Source organism: Mycobacterium sp. pUA109, assembly GCF_041287095.1.
Taxonomy (GTDB): domain Bacteria; phylum Actinomycetota; class Actinomycetes; order Mycobacteriales; family Mycobacteriaceae; genus Mycobacterium.
Genome location: NZ_JBGGKS010000002.1, coordinates 354,142 through 371,676, shown reverse-complemented (window position 1 = coordinate 371,676; position 17,535 = coordinate 354,142). Strand labels below are relative to the sequence as shown.

Annotated in this window: 15 protein-coding genes; 11 read left to right on the top strand and 4 right to left on the bottom strand. The window is 69.5% G+C overall.

Going from position 1 to position 17,535, the window contains the following annotated elements:
* Positions 1-206: 206 nt before the first annotated feature.
* Positions 207-1,934, bottom strand: a complete 1,728-nt coding sequence (locus ACAG26_RS03985) for an amidohydrolase family protein (RefSeq protein ID WP_370479592.1) — start codon at positions 1,932-1,934, stop codon at positions 207-209.
* A 122-nt stretch (positions 1,935-2,056) separates the two neighbouring features.
* Here ACAG26_RS03985 and ACAG26_RS03980 point away from each other — a divergent pair, with 122 nt between their 5' ends.
* The 3 genes from ACAG26_RS03980 to ACAG26_RS03970 all read left to right on the top strand — a co-directional run bounded on the left by ACAG26_RS03980 (position 2,057) and on the right by ACAG26_RS03970 (position 5,059).
* Positions 2,057-2,581: a mycothiol transferase gene (locus tag ACAG26_RS03980; RefSeq protein WP_370479589.1), complete on the top strand. Its 525-nt coding sequence runs from the start codon at positions 2,057-2,059 to the stop codon at positions 2,579-2,581.
* An 85-nt stretch (positions 2,582-2,666) separates the two neighbouring features.
* Positions 2,667-4,199: an aldehyde dehydrogenase family protein gene (locus ACAG26_RS03975; RefSeq protein WP_370479587.1), complete on the top strand. Its 1,533-nt coding sequence runs from the start codon at positions 2,667-2,669 to the stop codon at positions 4,197-4,199.
* Positions 4,200-4,210: 11 nt separating this feature from the next.
* Positions 4,211-5,059 (top strand): hypothetical protein, encoded by an 849-nt coding sequence (locus ACAG26_RS03970; protein ID WP_370479584.1) that lies wholly within the window; start codon positions 4,211-4,213, stop codon positions 5,057-5,059.
* 327 nt (positions 5,060-5,386) lie between these two features.
* Here the strand turns inward: ACAG26_RS03970 and ACAG26_RS03965 are convergent, their stop codons facing one another.
* Positions 5,387-7,414, bottom strand: coding sequence for a prolyl oligopeptidase family protein (locus ACAG26_RS03965; RefSeq protein ID WP_370479582.1), 2,028 nt, complete (start codon positions 7,412-7,414; stop codon positions 5,387-5,389).
* 95 nt (positions 7,415-7,509) lie between these two features.
* Between ACAG26_RS03965 and ACAG26_RS03960 the strand changes: the two genes are divergently transcribed.
* Genes ACAG26_RS03960 through ACAG26_RS03945 form a run of 4 tightly spaced genes read left to right on the top strand, consistent with a single transcriptional unit; the run spans position 7,510 to position 10,421 of the window.
* Positions 7,510-9,033, top strand: a complete 1,524-nt coding sequence (locus ACAG26_RS03960; protein WP_370479579.1) for an aldehyde dehydrogenase family protein — start codon at positions 7,510-7,512, stop codon at positions 9,031-9,033.
* The gene (locus ACAG26_RS03955) at positions 9,033-9,527 is read left to right on the top strand and encodes a DUF779 domain-containing protein (protein ID WP_370479576.1); all 495 of its coding nucleotides are present in this window, start codon (positions 9,033-9,035) and stop codon (positions 9,525-9,527) included. Before ACAG26_RS03960 ends, ACAG26_RS03955 begins: the two co-directional genes overlap by 1 nt.
* A gap of 29 nt (positions 9,528-9,556) precedes the next feature.
* Positions 9,557-9,835, top strand: a complete 279-nt coding sequence (locus ACAG26_RS03950) for a putative holin (RefSeq protein ID WP_370479574.1) — start codon at positions 9,557-9,559, stop codon at positions 9,833-9,835.
* Positions 9,828-10,421 carry a hypothetical protein gene (locus ACAG26_RS03945; protein WP_370479571.1) on the top strand — a complete coding sequence of 198 codons (594 nt, stop codon included), beginning with the start codon at positions 9,828-9,830 and terminating at the stop codon, positions 10,419-10,421. The genes ACAG26_RS03950 and ACAG26_RS03945 overlap by 8 nt, the downstream gene beginning before the upstream one ends.
* A 90-nt stretch (positions 10,422-10,511) precedes the next feature.
* Here ACAG26_RS03945 and ACAG26_RS03940 read toward each other — a convergent pair whose 3' ends face one another.
* Complete coding sequence (locus tag ACAG26_RS03940; protein WP_370479569.1) at positions 10,512-11,378, bottom strand: cyclopropane mycolic acid synthase family methyltransferase; 867 nt, start codon at positions 11,376-11,378, stop codon at positions 10,512-10,514.
* A gap of 181 nt (positions 11,379-11,559) precedes the next feature.
* Between ACAG26_RS03940 and lpdA the strand changes: the two genes are divergently transcribed.
* From lpdA to ACAG26_RS03920, 4 genes are all read left to right on the top strand, one after another.
* The gene (gene lpdA, locus ACAG26_RS03935; RefSeq protein ID WP_370479566.1) at positions 11,560-12,954 is read left to right on the top strand and encodes a dihydrolipoyl dehydrogenase; all 1,395 of its coding nucleotides are present in this window, start codon (positions 11,560-11,562) and stop codon (positions 12,952-12,954) included.
* Positions 12,955-13,153: 199 nt separating this feature from the next.
* Entirely contained in the window at positions 13,154-14,080 is a 927-nt protein-coding gene (locus tag ACAG26_RS03930) for a class I SAM-dependent methyltransferase (RefSeq protein WP_370479564.1), read from the top strand.
* A 226-nt stretch (positions 14,081-14,306) separates the two neighbouring features.
* Positions 14,307-15,959, top strand: a complete 1,653-nt coding sequence (locus tag ACAG26_RS03925) for a PPE family protein (RefSeq protein ID WP_370479561.1) — start codon at positions 14,307-14,309, stop codon at positions 15,957-15,959.
* Positions 15,960-16,068: 109 nt separating this feature from the next.
* On the top strand, positions 16,069-16,965 hold the full coding sequence (locus ACAG26_RS03920) for a class I SAM-dependent methyltransferase (protein ID WP_370479559.1): 897 nt from the start codon (positions 16,069-16,071) through the stop codon (positions 16,963-16,965).
* A gap of 15 nt (positions 16,966-16,980) precedes the next feature.
* Here the strand turns inward: ACAG26_RS03920 and ACAG26_RS03915 are convergent, their stop codons facing one another.
* Complete coding sequence (locus ACAG26_RS03915; RefSeq protein ID WP_370479556.1) at positions 16,981-17,526, bottom strand: carboxymuconolactone decarboxylase family protein; 546 nt, start codon at positions 17,524-17,526, stop codon at positions 16,981-16,983.
* Between the last annotated feature and the right edge of the window lie 9 nt (positions 17,527-17,535).

The following is a 17,535-nucleotide window of genomic DNA, read 5'->3' as shown; positions in this document are numbered from 1 at the left end:
TGGCGAACACCCGCCGAAGAACTCGAGCGACTACTCTCAAACCCGTCCACATTCGTTGCAGCCACCGCTTGAATCCAAGCGCGAAGCCACAGCCCTGCGGGCAATCTCGACGAGCCAAGGCCGAGTCAGGCCGCGGCGATTGTGCGGATCCATACGCTTTTCGCGCCGAAAGCGTATGAGATCGCACAGTGGGCGCGACGAAACGCTTAGGCCGGTTCCGGTTGACGGCCGCGCACCAACCGACCGGGCCGCGCGTTGGTCGGCACCCCGTTCTCGGCGATGACTTCACCGGAGACGACGGTCGCCACGTAGCCGTCGGCGGTCTGGTCGAGGCGGCGCCCGCCGGCCGGCAGGTCGTGGGTGACCACCGGCTTGTGCAGCCGCAGCCCGGCATGGTTGATGACGTTGAGGTCGGCCTTGTAGCCGACGGCGATGCGGCCCCGATCGGCCAACCCCGCCACCTGGGCCGGCACCGACGTCAGCTCGCGGATCGCGTCGGGCACCGACAGCCGCCCGGATGCCCGGTCGCGGGCCCAGTGCGCCAGCAGGTAGGTGGGAAAGCTTGAGTCGCAGATCATTCCGTAGTGCGCACCACCGTCGCCCAGGCCCAGCACGACGTCGTCGCGGCGGATCAGGGCGCCGACGGTGTCCAGCGAGCCGCCCTCGAAGTTGGCCAGCGCGCCCAGCAAGATGGCGTGCCCGTCATCGTCGAGCAGCCGGTCGTAGGCCTCCTCCAGCGGGGACACTCCGCGGGCCTTGGCGCGCGCGGCGATGCTGTTGGACGGGTCCGGCTCGTAGTTGGCGTCCTCGCCGAGCGGGAAGATCCAGTCGAAGGCCTGGGCCATGTAGATGATCGGATTGGCCGGCTCGCCACCCGGCTTGTCGGCCAGGATGCGTTCGCGGACTTCGGGTTTGCGCATCTGCGCCACCCGCTCGGCCAGCGGCAGCCCGGCGATCTCCTGATAGCTGGGATACAGCACAAACGGGTTGGCGGTCAGCTCCAACCCGATCATCAGCCCGATCGGCCGGGGGAACACCTGCGCGGTAACCCGCGGACCGCCGTTGGCGTTGGCCTTCTCGATCATGGTGATGGCGTCCGGCCAGGTCGGCTCGCCGGCGTTCATCGCGATCAGGGTGAAGGTGACCGGCAGCCCGGCGTCGGCGGCCGCGTCGAAGACCTGTTGCAGCACCGGCTGAAACCCGCCGGTGGGCAGGTCGGGCACGAACTGGATCAGCCCGCCGCCGCCGTCGGCGATGCCGCGGGCGATCTCGAGGAGTTCGGAATCGGCGGCCTCATAGCTGGGGATCTGCTGCCCGTGGTCGGTGCGGTGGGTGGCCAGCCGCGACGACGCGAAGCCCAGCGCCCCGGCCTCGATGGCCTCCTTGGCCAGCGCCCGCATCCGCGCCAGGTCCTCGGGTGTGGCGGGTTCGCGGTTGGCGCCGCGTTCGCCCATCACGTAGACCCGCAGCGGTGAGTGCGGCAGGTAGGCGGCCACATCGATATCCAGCTGCCGCGCCGCTAAGGCGTCCAGGTATTGCGGGAAGGTCTCCCAGCTCCACGGCAGGCCGTCGGTCATCACCACGCCGGGGATGTCCTCGACGCCGGCCATCACGTCGACGAGCACGTCGTGGTCGTCGTGCCGGCACGGCGCGAAGCCGACCCCGCAGTTGCCCATCACCACCGTCGTCACGCCGTGCGCCGAGGACGGGTTGAGCCGATCCGACCAGATCGCCTGCCCGTCGTAGTGGGTGTGCAGGTCCACGAAGCCCGGCGTGACCAGCAGCCCGGTGGCGTCGATCTCGCGGCCGCCCGTCCCGTCGACCGCGCCGACCGCGGCGATCACGCCGTCGCGCACCGCGACGTCCCCGACGTAGGGCTCACCTCCCAGGCCGTCGACGATGGTGCCGTTGCGGATGAGCAGGTCGTAGGTCATCTAAATAATCTACGACGGGGTCGGTGCCCCGTGCCAGGATGCGCTCATGATCGAAGCGGTGTTCCACGGCGCCGCGGGCTGACTGGTGTTGCGCATCCCGATCCGCGCGTACGTTCGCTGATATGACCCAAAACGACGCCGCCGCCGCGCAGGAGCTGCTGCGGGATGCCTTCACCCGGTTGATCGAGCACGTCGACGAGCTCACCGACGGGCTGACCGACGACCTGTCTCGGTACCGGCCGACCGCCGACGCCAACAGCATCGCCTGGCTGATCTGGCACAGCGCCCGGGTGCAAGACATCCAGCTCGCCGACATCGCCGGCGTCGAGCAGGTGTGGCTGCGGGACGGCTGGGTGGATCGGTTCGGGCTGGACCTGCCCCGCAACGACACCGGGTACGGGCACGACGCCGCACAGGTGGCCAAGGTGGTCGCACCCGCGGAGCTGCTGGGCGGCTACTACCACGGCGTGCACAAGCTGACGCTGGAATACCTCGCCGGCCTCAGCGCCGACGAGCTGGCCCGCATCGTGGACCGCAACTGGGATCCGCCGGTGACGGCTAGCGCCCGGCTGGTCAGCATCCTCGACGACTGCGCCCAGCACCTGGGTCAGGCCGCCTACCTGCGTGGCATCGCTTCCGCCCGGTGAGGATGGTCCAGGCCATCCAGCCCGAACTTGACACCTGTCGAGGCCGGGGCGATCTACGTCACACGGCGGGGCTAGCATGGCCGCTATGACCGCCACCACACCCGACGTCAGCACCGACGCAGCCTTCTCCGGTATCGGCACCATCGCCAACCCCGCCACCGGCGCGGAGGCGGGGCAGGTGCACTGGACCGATCCCGCCGACATCCCGACGATCGCCGCCGGACTGCGCAGCGCCCAGCGCGAATGGGAGCAGCGCGGCGCCAAAGGCCGCGCCAAGGCGCTGGCGCGTTTCGCCGTCTGGCTCAGCGACCACCGCGACGAGATCGAGGACCTGCTGATCAAGGAGACCGGCAAGTCGGCCGCCGACGCGGCGCAGGAAGTGCCGCTGCTGATCATGATCCTGTCCTACGTGATCAAAACCATGGAGAAGGCGCTGGCCCCCGAGCGGCGACCCGCCCCGTCGCCGCTGCTGGCGATCAAGAAGATCACCGTGCACTATCGGCCGCGGCCGGTGGTCGGCATCATCGCGCCGTGGAACTATCCGGTGGCCAACGCGCTGATGGACGCGATCGGCGCGCTGGCGGCCGGCTGCGCGGTGTTGCTCAAGCCCTCCGAGCGCACCCCGCTGACCGCCGAGCTGCTGCGCCGCGGCTGGCTGGACTCCGGCGCGCCCGACGTGCTGGCGCTGGCGCAGGGCGCGCGGGAGGTGGCCGGCGCGGTGATCGACAACGCCGACTACATCCAGTTCACCGGCTCCAGCGCGACCGGCGCCAAGGTCGCCGAGCGTGCCGCGCGGCGGCTGACCCCGGTCAGCCTGGAATTGGGCGGCAAGGACCCGATGATCGTGTGCGAGGACGCCGACGTCGAACTGGCCGCCCACGCCGCGGTGTGGGGGGCGATGTTCAACGCCGGCCAGACCTGCGTCTCGGTCGAGCGGGTGTACGTGCTGGAACCGGTCTACGACCAGTTCGTGGCCGCGGTGGTGCGCGACGTGCAGGCGCTGCACGTCGGCGCCGGCGACGGCAACCACTTCGGCGCGCTGATCGACGAGCAGCAGCTGGCCATCACCGAGCGGCACGTCAAAGAGGCGGTGGCCGCCGGGGCGCGGGCGCTGACCGGCGGCCAGCGGGTCGACGGCCCGGGCAGCTTCTATCAGCCCACCGTGCTGGTCGACGTCGACCACTCGATGGCCTGCATGACCGAGGAGACGTTCGGCCCGACCCTGCCGATCATGAAGGTCGGCACCGTCGACGAAGCGATCCGGCTGGCCAACGACAGCCCGTACGGGCTGAGCGCCTCGGTGTTCTCCGCGGATGTCAAGCGGGCCAAAGACATCGCGGTGCAGCTGGATTGCGGCGCGGTCAACATCAACGACGTGATCTCCAACCTGATGTGCACCACCGCCCCGATGGGCGGCTGGAAAACCTCGGGGATCGGCGCGCGGTTCGGCGGCGCCGACGGGATGCGCAAATTCTGCCGGCAGGAAACCGTGGTGGAACCGCGCACCAACGTCGGCGCGGGCGGCAACTACTACCACAATTCGCTCAAGGCGTTGGCGCGGATGAACCGGGTGATGACCCGCACCGCGCTGGCGCGCCCGCGCCGCACCGCCAAGTAGCCGCCCCGCCGGTGCGGTTCGTCGCGACGTGTGTGCTGTGGCTGCTCACGACGGCGGCACTCGCGGTGGCCCTGCCGACGGCCTGGGCGCAGCGCACCCTGGTTGACGTCGACGGCTATGCGGCGCTGGCGCAGCGGGCCGCCGCCGACCCGCAGCTGCGGTCGGCGGTGGCCGCCGAGCTCAGCACCCAGGCGACCGCGCTGATCGACGAGCGCGGCTACGACGTGGATCCCGCGCTGGTCCGCGACGTCGCCGCCGACTACACCGCCGGCCCGGCGTTCGGCCCGCAGTTCGCACAGGCCAATCGGATTGCGCACGGCTGGATGTTTACCGGCGCCGACGCGCCGGCCGGGCCGGACCGCTGGGTCGTCGACCTGGCCCCGATGCTCAACGATCCCGCGTTCGCCCAGCTGCTAGAGGACCACCACGTCCAGGTGCCGACCGCGGTGACGGTCCCGGTGACCGTCACCCCGCCCGCCGGGTTGCGGCCCGGGCGGCTGCGGCCGCTGGCCACCTGGGGGCGGTGGCTGCAGCTGGGGGTGGCCGCGGTGGCCGGGGTGTGCGCGGTGCTGACACTGGCCGCGGCGCGTCGCCGCGGTATGGCACTGGCCAGCTTGGGGGTGGCGGCACTGTTGGTGGGCGCGGCGGGTTACGCGGGCATCGAGGTCGGCCGCGGCCACCTCAACGACACGCTCAACGCCACCGCCGGCGACATCCGCGAGATCGCCGACGTCATGGTCGACTACGCCGAGGCCAGCCTGCACCACTGGCTCAACCTGACCCTGGCCGCTGGCGGTGTGGTGGTGGTCTTCGGGATGTTCGTCGCGATGCTGGGCGGGCTGGCCCGGTTCGGCCGTTGAGATTGCCGTGAGGGCTGCGCTTCGGCGAAAATCGCAGCCCTCACGGCAATCTCAACGCTCGGCCGAGCGCGTCGAGCGCATCACCGTCAATCGTTGATGTGCCGCTGTTGATCCCACCGCTCCAGCCGCGCCTGCAGTTCGAACAGGCCAACGCCGGCGAACAGGCCGCCCACCGAAAGGCAGGCCACTACCACCAAGCCCATCTCGACCTCCCTGGCGTCCTTTAATGTTGACACGGTTGGCGCGTGTAACCGGTTCGACACGCTGGCGCGTATGCGAGCTACCCAGCCAGCGTAAGGCCATGCGGACACCAACAATTACACCAATTCAGTGATTCAGCGTCCGCCACAGGAAGTTGAAACTCAACGCAGACTTAAACGCGACCTGGGCGTTATCGGCGGCGCCGGCATGCCCGCCCTCGATGTTCTCGTAGTACCACACCGGATGTCCGGCGGCCTGGAGCGCGGCGGTCATTTTGCGGGCATGACCGGGGTGCACCCGGTCGTCGCGGGTGGAGGTGGTGATCAGCACCGGCGGGTACTCGCGGTCGGTCGAGATGTTCTGGTACGGCGAATATTGGCTGATGAACGCCCAATCGTCGGGGTTGTCCGGGTCGCCGTACTCGGCGACCCAGGAGGCGCCGGCCAGCAGCAGATGGAAGCGGCGCATGTCCAGCAGCGGCACGCTACACACCAACGCCCCGAACAACTGCGGATATTGGGTGAGCATGATGCCCATCAACAACCCACCGTTGCTGCCGCCTTGCGCGCCGAGCTGGGCTGCGGTGGTGATGCCGCGGTGCACCACATCGGCTGCCACCGCGGCGAAGTCCTCGGCCACCAGGTGGCGGCCCTCGCGCATCGCCTGGGTGTGCCAGCGCGGGCCGTACTCACCGCCGCCGCGAATGTTGGCCAGCACGTAGGTGCCGCCGCGCGCCAGCCACAGCCGGCCCAAAATCCCGTCGTATCCGGGGGTGCGGCTGACCTCGAATCCGCCGTAGCCGCCCAGCAGGGTCGGGCCCGGTTCGGCGTCGCGGGGCCGCACCACAAAGTAGGGGATGGCGGTGCCGTCCTGGGATTTCGCGAAATACTGGGCCACTTCGATGTTTTCGGCGTCGAAGAAGGCCGGGGCGGACTTGATCTCGCGCAGCTGACCGCCGGCCGGGCCGTGCAGCAGCCGGGATGGGGCGTTGAATCCGCTGTAGTCCAGCATGATTTCGTCGCCGAGGTCATCGGCGGCCACGATCACCGCGTTGGTGTTGGCGGGCACCTCGGGCACCGGGTCGCGCCGCCAGCTGCCCGGGGTGACGACCTCGACCCGGCTGGTCACGTCGGCCAGGGTGACCAGCATCAGCCGGTCCCGTGTCCAGGCGTAGTGGTGCAGGCTGGTGCGCTCGTCCGGTTCGAACACCACCCGCAATTCGGCTGTGCCGGCCAGGAAGTCGTCGTAGTCGGCGGCCAGCAGCGAACCCGCGGTATACGAGGCCGCGCCGGTGAACCAGTCGGTGCGCAGCTCGATCAACAGCCACTGGCGGTGCACCGACACCGTCGCGTCGGTGGGGGCGTCGATGCGGATCAGCTCGCCGTCGCGCAGCTCGTAGACCTGGTCGTTGAAGAAGTCGATCGCCCGGCGCACCACCGTGCGCTGAAAACCCGGGGTGCGGTCGACCCCGGCGGCCACCATCACGTCGCTGGGCGACCCTTCGAAGACCGTCTCGGCGTCGGCCAGCGGCTGGCCGCGCCGCCACCGCTTGACCATCCGCGGGTAGCCGGATTCGGTCAGCGAACCTTCGCCGAAATCGGTGCCCACCAGTACGGTATCCTCATCGGCCCAACCGATCTGGGTTTTGGCCTCCGGCAGCGCGAAGCCGTCGGCGACGAATTCGCGGGTGGCCATGTCGAATTCGTGCACGATCGCCGCGTCCGAGCCGCCCGCGGACAGGCTGACCAGTGCCCGGGTGTAGTCGGGTTCGATGACCGCCGCACCCGCCCACACCCAATTCTTGTCCTCGGCGCGGCCCAGCGCGTCGACGTCGATGAGCACGTCCCAGTCCGGGTTCTCGCTGCGGTAGCTGTCCAAGGTGGTGCGCCGCCACAGCCCGCGCGGGTTGGCCGCGTCGCGCCAGAAGTTGTAGAGGTACTCGCCGCGGCGGCGTACGTAGGGGATCCGGGCGTCGGTGTCGAGCACCTCCAGCGCGGCCGCGCGCATCGCCTCGAAATCGTCGCCGCCGAACTCGTCCACGGTCGGGGCGTTGCGGGCGCGCACCCAGTCCAGCGCGTCGGCGCCGGTGATGTCCTCCAGCCACAGGTACGGGTCGTCGAGCGCGTCACCAGCCATAGAGGCCATTGTGGCCACAGCGGTACTGTGAGGTGGATAACACCGTGGAAACGGGACTGATCCGGTGTCCGCCCGCGACGACGCGAAGCGGAAGCGATGAGGAGGAGTGGCGCATGACTGTCTATGCACGCCCGGGGTCCGCGGAGGCCCTGATGTCGTATGAATCCCGGTACGACAACTTCATCGGAGGTCAGTGGGTGGCTCCGGCGCAGGGCCGCTACTTCGAGAACCCGACCCCGGTGACCGGGCAGGTGTTCTGCGAGGTGGCCCGCTCGGACGCGGCCGACATCGAGCGCGCGCTCGACGCCGCGCACGCCGCCGCGCCGGCCTGGGGCAAGACCGCCCCGGCCGAGCGGGCGCAGGTCCTGAACAAGATCGCGGACCGCATCGACGCCCACCGGGAGGCGCTGGCGCTGGCCGAGTCGTGGGAAAACGGCAAACCGATCCGGGAGGCGCTGGCCGCCGACATCCCGCTGGCCGCCGACCATTTCCGCTACTTCGCCGCCGCGATCCGCGCCCAGGAGGGGACGCTGGGCCAACTCGACGAGGACACCGTCGCCTACCACTTCCACGAGCCGCTGGGCGTGGTCGGCCAGATCATCCCGTGGAACTTCCCGATCCTGATGGCCGCCTGGAAGCTGGCGCCCGCGCTGGCGGCCGGCAACGCGGTGGTGCTCAAACCGGCCGAGCAGACCCCGGCGTCAATTCTGTACCTGATGAGCCTGATTGGGGACCTGCTGCCGGCCGGGGTCGTCAACGTGGTCAACGGGTTCGGCGCCGAGGCCGGTAAGGCGCTGGCGTCCAGCAACCGGATCGCCAAGATCGCGTTCACCGGCGAGACCACCACCGGGCGGCTGATCATGCAGTACGCCAGCCAAAACATCATCCCGGTCACCCTGGAACTGGGCGGCAAGAGCCCCAACATCTTCTTCTCCGACGTGTTGGCCGCCGTCGACGACTTCTCCGACAAGGCGCTGGAAGGCTTCGTCGGGTTCGCCCTGAACCAGGGCGAGGTATGCACCTGCCCGTCCCGGTCGCTGATCCAGGCCGACATCTACGACGAGTTCCTGGAGTTGGCGGCCATCCGCACCAAGGCCATCCGGCAGGGGGACCCGCTGGACACCGAGACCATGATCGGCAGCCAGGCCTCCAACGACCAGCTGGAAAAGGTGCTGTCCTACATCGAGATCGGCAAGGAGGAGGGCGCCAAGATCCTCACCGGCGGTGAGCGCGCCGAGCTGGGCGGGGACCTGTCCGGCGGCTACTACATGCAGCCGACGATCTTCACCGGCAACAACGCGATGCGGATCTTCCAGGAGGAGATCTTCGGCCCGGTGGTGGCGGTCACCTCGTTCCGCGACTACGACGACGCCATCGCGATCGCCAACGACACCCTCTACGGGTTGGCGGCCGGGGTGTGGAGCCGCGACGCCAACACCGGCTACCGGGCCGGCCGCGACATCCAATCCGGCCGGGTGTGGGTCAACTGCTACCACGTCTACCCGGCGCACGCCGCGTTCGGCGGCTACAAGCAGTCCGGGATCGGCCGGGAGAACCACAAGGTGATGCTCGACCACTACCAGCAGACCAAGAACCTGCTGGTGTCCTACTCGGACAAGGCGCTCGGACTGTTCTGATGGTGCAGCGGGTGCTCGTCACCGCGGCCGCCGCCGAGCTGCTGGCGCGGCTGATCGAGGAGCACGGCCCGGTGATGTTTCACCAGTCCGGCGGCTGCTGCGACGGGTCGTCGCCGATGTGCTACCCGGACGGCGACTTCATCGTCGGCGACCGCGACGTCTTGCTGGGCGTGCTGGACGTCGGCGACGGGGTACCGGTGTGGATTTCCGGGCCGCAGTTCGCCGCATGGCAGCACACCCAGCTGGTCATCGATGTGGTGCCCGGCCGCGGCGGCGGCTTCAGCCTGGAGGCCCCCGAAGGGATGCGGTTCTTATCCCGCGGTCGGGCGTTCAGCGACACCGAGAACACCGCCCGGCGGGCCGAACCGGTGATCACCGGCGCCGGCTACGCCGACGGGCAACGTCCCCCGGCGCGCAGCCCGGTGGTCGACGCCGTCGGCGCCGAAGTTTGCGCGGCACCCGCCGCGCGCCGCGCCGGGCCGCTGCCACGGTAAGAGCCGGTCGCGGCGTTATCGTCGAAAGCGTGATCCCGGTTCCGCGTGCCTGGCTGCTGACCAGCGCCATGCTGGTCGGCGCCGCGGTGGGCATGCTGGTCGGCATCGCGGTCACCGTGCTGGTCGAGCGCCCGGTGCGCCCCGACCTGGTGATCGGCCTGGTGGTCGGGATACCCACCGCGCTGGGGCTGCTGCTGGTCTTGGTCTCCGGCCGACGCTGGGTGACCGCGTTGGGCGCATTCGTCCTGGCCCTTACCCCCGGGTGGTTCGGCGCCTTGGCCGCGATCGAGGTGGTGCGCGGTGGCTGACGACGACGATGATGTGGGTGCCGCGCTGCCGGCCACCCAGCCGCATCCGGCGCCGATCTTCGACACCGGCCCGCACCCGCAGCCGCTGCAGCCGCTGGCCGCCGACCCCGAACCGTCGGCGCCGATCGCGGTGCTCGACCCCGACAGCGGCAGCGCGCCGCGCGCCTTCCCGGCGTTGGCCTACGCCGAACCCTCTGAGCCGCTGCCGGTGCCGGAGCCCCCGGCTCCGGCGCAACCGGTGGCGGTGCCCGGCCACCATCACCACCTGGTGCCGTGGTGGAAGCTGCTGCTGATCCTGGCCGCGGTGTGGGTGCCGGCGGCCGGGGCGGGCCTGGGCTTGTTCTACTGGTGGTATTCGCTGGCCGACAAAACACCGGCGGTGTTCGTGGTGCTGGTCTACATCGTGGCGTGCACGGTCGGTGCGCTGATGCTGGCGATGGTGCAGGACAAGCCGCTGATCTCGGCGTTGGCGATCGCCGTGATGACCGCGGTGTTCGCCTCCACCGCCGCGGCGGCCCCGCTCTACGGGCACTACTACTGCCAAGCGGTGGGCGGCACCTGCCTGGCCGGCATCATCCCGTACTAAACCCCGCTAAATTGCGCCGACTGTGCGGTCTCATACGCTTTGGGCGCGCAAAGCGTATGAGGCCGCACGGTCACGATCGCTCGGATTGGCCTACTTCTCCAGGGTGAATTGCACGACGTCGACCTGGCGCTGCCGGAACAGGTCGGCGCAGCCGGTCAGGTACTTCATGTAGCGGTCGTAGACCTCCTGCGACTGGATCGCGATGGCCTCCTGCCGGTGTGCCTGCAACCCCGCTGCCCAGGCGTCCAGCGTTTTCGCGTAGTGCGGCTGCAGCGACTGCTTGCGGGTCAGCCGGAACCCGGCTTCGGCGGCGTGCTCTTCGACCATGGTCACCGACGGCAGCCGGCCGCCGGGGAAGATCTCGGTGACGATGAACTTGATGAACCGGGCCAGCTCGAACGTCAACGGGATGCCCAGTTTTTGGAAGTCTTTGGGGTGCGGGCCGCAGATGGTGTGCAGCAGCATCACCCCGTCGGGCGGCAGCGCGTCGTAGGCCATCCGGAAGAACGCCGGGTAGCGCTCGTGGCCGAAGTGTTCGAACGCGCCGATCGACACGATCCGATCGACCGGTTCGCTGAACCGTTCCCAGCCCTCCAACAACACCCGCCGGCCGCGCGCGGTGTCTAAGGCCGCGAACATCGTCTGCACGTGGGCGGCCTGGTTTTTGCTCAGGGTCAGGCCGACGACGTTGACGTCGTAGCGCTCGATGGCCCGCTGCAGGGTCGACCCCCAGCCGCAGCCGATGTCGAGCAGGGTCATGCCGGGTTGCAGGCCCAGCTTGCCCAGCGCCAGGTCGATCTTGGCCAGCTGCGCCTCGTGCAGCGTCATATCGTCGCGTTCGAAGTAGGCGCAGCTGTAGGTCTGGGTCGGGTCCAAAAACAGCCGGAAGAACTCGTCGGACAGGTCGTAGTGGGCCTGCACGTCCGCGAAGTGCGGCGTCAGGCGTTTGCCCGTCACGGTGCCCTCCCGTCGGTCTATTGATTGGGTCACGATGCGCCGGCGCGGGCGGTTCATCGCCGTCGCCGCTGGCCCCTCGCACCGGCTCGGGTACCCCCTGGTGGCGGGCGACCAAACCGGCGGCGCCAGGTCAGGTCCGGCTTGGCCGAGCCCGGCGCAGCGGACCCGTTAGGGTAGGCGGGTGACCCACTATGACGTCGTCGTTCTCGGAGCAGGCCCCGGCGGATACGTCGCGGCCATTCGTGCCGCCCAGCTGGGCCTGAATACCGCCATCGTCGAACCCAAATATTGGGGCGGTGTGTGCCTCAACGTGGGGTGCATCCCGTCCAAGGCGCTGCTGCGCAACGCCGAACTCGCCCACATCTTCACCAAGGAGGCCAAGACCTTCGGGATCAGCGGTGAGGCGACGTTCGACTACGGTGTGGCGTTCGACCGCAGCCGCAAGGTGGCCGAGGGCCGGGTCGCCGGTGTGCACTTCCTGATGAAGAAGAACAAGATCACCGAGATTCACGGCCGCGGCACCTTCACCGATGCACACACCCTGTCGGTGGCCCTCAACGAGGGCGGCAGCGAGACCGTCACCTTCGACAACGCCATCATCGCCACCGGGTCCAGCACCCGGCTGGTGCCGGGCACCGAGCTGTCCGACAACGTCGTCACCTACGAGGAGCTGATCCTGTCCCGGGAGCTGCCGGGATCGATCATCATCGCCGGGGCCGGCGCGATCGGCATGGAGTTCGGCTACGTGCTGGCCAACTACGGCGTCGACGTGACGATCGTGGAGTTCCTGCCGCGGGCGCTGCCCAACGAGGACGCCGACGTCTCCAAGGAGATCGAGAAACAGTTCAAGAAGCTGGGCGTCAAGGTCCGCACCGGCACCAAGGTGGAGGGCATGTCCGACGACGGTGCGGTCGTCACCGTCACCGTGAGCAAGGACGGCCAGACCGAGGAACTCAAGGCCGACAAGGTGTTGCAGGCCATCGGGTTTGCGCCCAACGTCGAGGGCTACGGCCTGGAGGCGGCCGGGGTGGCGCTCACCGACCGCAAAGCGATCGGCATCAACGACAACATGCGGACCTCGGTGCCGCATATCTACGCCATCGGCGATGTGACCGGGCTGCTGCAGCTGGCCCATGTCGCCGAGGCGCAGGCGGTGGTGGCCGCCGAAACCATCGCCGGCGTGGAGACGTTGACGCTGGGCGACTACCGGATGATGCCGCGGGCGACGTTCTGCCAGCCGCAGGTCGCCAGCTTCGGGCTCACCGAGCAGCAGGCCCGCGACGAGGGCTACGACGTCAAGGTCGCCAAGTTCCCGTTCACCGCCAACGGCAAGGCGCACGGCATGGGGGACCCCAGCGGGTTCGTCAAGCTGATCGCCGACGGCAAATACGGGGAGCTGCTCGGCGGGCACCTGGTCGGCCACGACGTGTCCGAGCTGCTGCCCGAGCTGACGCTGGCGCAGAAATGGGACCTGACCGCCAACGAGTTGGCCCGCAACGTGCACACCCATCCGACCATGTCCGAGGCGCTGCAAGAGTGCTTCCACGGGCTGATCGGGCACATGATCAACTTCTAACGGTCGTGCGCGCGGGGGCGGTTGCGGCGGTGATCGCCGTGGCGACCACGATTCATCCTGATTCGAAACCCCGGGTGTCCGGCGGGTGCGATCAGTCGCGCCGAAATACCACTGTTCGCGCTATGCGGTCATTAACGCATCGGCTGCGCAACATCTTTCGCCAAGCGGGCTCACAGGCGGCGGCGGTACCGTGCGGAGTATGCCGAGAACCGATAACGACACCTGGGACATCACCGAAAGCGTGGGCGCGACGGCGCTGGGCGTCGCCGCCGCGCGGGCCGCGGAGACCGAGAGTGAAAACCCACTGATCAGCGACCCGTTCGCGCGGGTGTTCCTCGACGCCGCCGGCCCAGGCATCTGGAGCGTCTATCTCCCCTCGGCGCTGCCCGACGACGTCGACCCGGAGGTGCGGACCCAGGCGCAGGCCATGGTCGACTTCATGGCGGTGCGCACGGTGTTCTTCGACGAGGTCTTTCTGGCTGCGGCCGAGGCCGGGGTGCGGCAAATCGTCATCCTGGCGTCCGGTTTGGATGCGCGGTCGTGGCGGCTGCCGTGGCCGGACGGCACCACGGTCTACGAACTGGACCAGCCGAAAGTGCTGGACTTCAAGGCCGCGACGCTGCGTCGCCACGGTGCCCGCCCCACCGCCAACCTGGTTCCGGTGCCGGTGGATCTGCGCCAGGACTGGCCACAGGCCTTGCAAGACAGCGGGTTTGACCCTTCCCAGCCCACCGCCTGGTCGGCGGAGGGGCTGCTGCGCTACCTGCCGGCGCGGGCCCAGGATCTGTTGTTCGAGCGCATCGACGCGCTCAGCGCCGCCGGCAGCTGGTTGGCCGCCAACGTGACCAGCAGCGACGCCCTCGAGCCCGAGCGTCTGGCCCGCCAGCGTGCGCGGATGCAGCGGTTGCGCTCGGTCGCCGCCCGCCTGGTCGACACCGAGGTCCCCGACTACGAGGACCTGTGGTACCCCGAGGAGCGCACCGATGTCGCCGCCTGGCTCGGGGACCACGGCTGGGATGCCTCGACGGCAACGCTGCGGGAGTTGCTGGCCCACCACGGCCGCCAGGTCAGCGACGATCTCACGGCGGCCGGCGTGTTCGTCTCCGCCCGGCGACCGCGGGGCTGACCGCGCCGAGTCAGCGTGCGGGACCGGCAAGCGAGCCATGACCGCAGATACAGCTGCATCCCAGCATTCTCCCCGCATATGCGGTTGACGCGCGGGTAGAATCTACCCGCTGTCCGCCTATCGACAGCTCCGCCGGGGTAAGAGGCCGCCCCGGCGACGGTGGGCGGCTTCAGCGGAAGGAGGCTGCGGTGAGTTTGCGGCCGTGTTTGCTGGCCTGGGGCCGATCATGACCGCGCCGATTTGGATGGCGGCCCCGCCCGAGGTGCATTCGACATTGCTGTCCAGTGGGCCCGGACCCGGACCGTTGCTGGCCGCGGCGGGCGCGTGGACCTCGCTGAGCGCCACGTATACCGAGGTCGCCGACGAACTGTCCGCGCTGGTGGGTGCGGTGCAGGCCGGGGCGTGGGAGGGACCCAGCGCCGCCCAGTACGCGGCCGCCCATGCACCGTATATCGCGTGGCTTCTCGACGCCGCCGCCAATGCCGCCGCGGCGGCCACCCAGCAGGAGACCGCGGCCGCCGCCTACAGCGCGGCGTTGGCCGCGATGCCGACCCTGCCGGAGTTGGCCACCAACCACGTCATCCACGGGGTGCTGGTGGCGACCAATTTCTTCGGGCTTAACACCATCCCGATCGCGCTCAACGAGGCCGACTACGCGCGGATGTGGGTGCAGGCCGCGGCGACCATGGGGACCTATCAGACCGTCTCGACGGCGGCGGTGACCGCGACCCCGCAAACCACCGCAGCGCCGCAGATCATGAAATCCGATATGGACAGCGGCTCGAGCTCTAGCTCGGATATGGGCAGCGGATCCGGCTCCGGCATGGGCAGCGGCAGCGGCTCCGGCATGGGCAGCGGCTCCGGCATGGGGATGACCAACCCGACCGGGCCGATGGGCACCGAACTGCCCACCAGCCTCAACGAGCTGATCAACGACATCTTCCCGTCGTTTTTCAACCCGTTTTCGAACACCTTCGGCCAAATGCCTAACGGGATGACGATGACCCCGAGCCTGTCGACGTTCATCCCACGCGCCGAAGCCATGCTGTCGGGCTACGCGGGTAACCCCGTGCAATTCGTCGAGGCGCTCGCCTACCTGGGCACCCAATTCGTCGTGCACCGCACCCTGTACTTGACGTGGATTGTGCTGCACAACCCGGCGATGCTGGGGTCGTTTATCGCCGCCAACCCGATCTATTCCGCCGGGTTGGCCGGGCTGGCGACCACGCCCGCCGTCGGTGCGACCGGCGGCTTCGCGGGTCTGGCGGGGTTGGCCGGGATCGCGCAACCGGCGCCCCCGGCCGCCGCCGCGGCGCTCCCGGGCACCCCGGTGCCCACGCCGATGACGTCCCCATCGCCGGTCGCGCCGACGGTGGCGACCCCGGCTTCGGCTCCGGCGTCGGTGCCTGCCCCCACACCGGCGCCCGGTGCGCCGCCAGCACCCCCGGCCCCGCCGCCCCCGTCGCCGGCGGCGCCGCCGGTCACCGGCGCCGAGAGTCTTGCCACCTCCTCCTATCTGGTCGGCGGGCTGCCGCGGGCCGCGGCGTCCGCGGCCAGCGCCAGCTCACGGGCGGCCACCAAGGCGCCCGAACCGGAGATGGCCGCGGCTGCCCCGGCCGCGGCGGCGGCCGCTGGGCCGCGGGTGCGGGCGCGGCGCGGCCGCCCCCAGATGCTGGGCCGCCGCTACGAATACCTGGACCCGGACCCGAAGCAGACGACGTGGACGTCGGATCGCGGCGCCGGGCCGTTGGGGTTTGCCGGAACCGCGACCAAGGCCGCCCAGCCGGCGACCGGATTGGCCACGCTGGACGGCGACCCCTTCGGCGGCGGCCCGACCGTGCCGATGGTGCCCGGCAGCTGGCGGCCCGACGGCAGCTAGCCTGGGTCAGTTCCCGCCTATACTTTCGAGGGCATCGCTGAGTGCGCTCCGAGCTTGCACCGCGGCGCAATTCGATGGCCTCGACCGCGACACGAAAGCAGACAGACTCATGGCCCGTACTGAAGGTGACAGCTGGGATCTGGCGACGAGCGTCGGCTCGACGGCGACCGGCGTGGCCGCGTCGAGGGCGTTGGCGACCAAGCAGCCCAACCCCCTCATCGTCGACCCGTTCGCCGACGACCTGGTCCGGGCGGTGGGCCTCGAGCACATGGTCCGGCTGGCCAGCGGCGAATTGTGTGTCGACGGCGACCAGATGCTCGACCGGCAACGGATGTGTGAGCAGATCGCTGTGCGCACCCGATTTTTCGATGATTTCTTCACCGCCGCAGGCGCATCCGGAATACGGCAGGCGGTGATTCTGGCCTCCGGGCTGGACACCCGTGCCTATCGGCTCGACTGGCCCGCGGGCACGGTGGTGTTCGAGGTGGATCAGCCTGGGGTGATCGAGTTCAAGTCCCGAACCCTGGCCGAGGTTGGCGCCGAGCCGAGCGCCGAACGCCGGGCAGTACCGGTGGACCTGCGCGACGACTGGCAGAAAGCCCTGCGGGACAACGGCTTCGACGCTGCTGCGCCGACGGCGTGGATCGCCGAGGGGCTGCTGATTTACCTGCCGCCCGACGCGCAGGACCGGTTGTTCGACACCATCACCGCGCTCTCCGGGCCCGGCAGCCGGCTCGCCACCGACCACCTGGACATGAACGCGCTACCCGAGGAGTGGTCGAACAAGGTCAGCGAGTGGTCGCGGCGCGTCGGATCCGACGTCGATCTGGTGGACCTGTTCTATTCCGGTGACCGCAACACCGCGGCCGACTATCTCGCAGCGCACGGCTGGGAGGTGACGATCCAGTCGTCCCGCGAGGCCTACGCCGCGCACGGTTTTGAGCTTCCCGACGACTTGGCCGATCTCGCCGCCGACTCGGGCTACCTGTCGGCAACGCGGAAATAGGCCAGCGCCACCGCGCTACTGCGGGTAGTCCAGCGGCACGTTCAGCGCGGTCAGCGTCGCCGCCAACGCGTCGTATTGCCCGGCCAGCGTGATGAATTCGATGAGCTGGGGCCGGTCCAGGTGCTCGGCCAACGCATGCCAGGCGGCGTCGGACAGGGTGCGGGTCTCCAGCAGCTCATCGGTGGCGGTCAGCAGGGCGCGTTGCCGCTCGGTGAGGCCCTCGGCCTGCGGCCCCTCGAAGATTCGGCGCTGCTCGGCCTCGTCGAGTCCGGCGCCCCGCGCGATGCGGCGATGATGTTGCAGCTCATACTCGCAACCGCGCAGATGCCCGACTCGCAGGATCACCAGCTCGGTGTCGCGTTTGGGCAGTTTGCCGAGCGACAGCAGCATGCCCCCGAACGGCAGCCACGCCCACAGCAGCCGCTTGTGCTGTCCGAGGGTGGTGAACAGATGCATCTCGGGGACCCGCAGCCGGCGGGACGCCAAGGTGCAGATCACCCAGTTGATCACCCCCAGCTCGCGCAGGCCGGGGGAGGGGATGCGGGCCACGTCGCTGCTCATAGCTTCCTG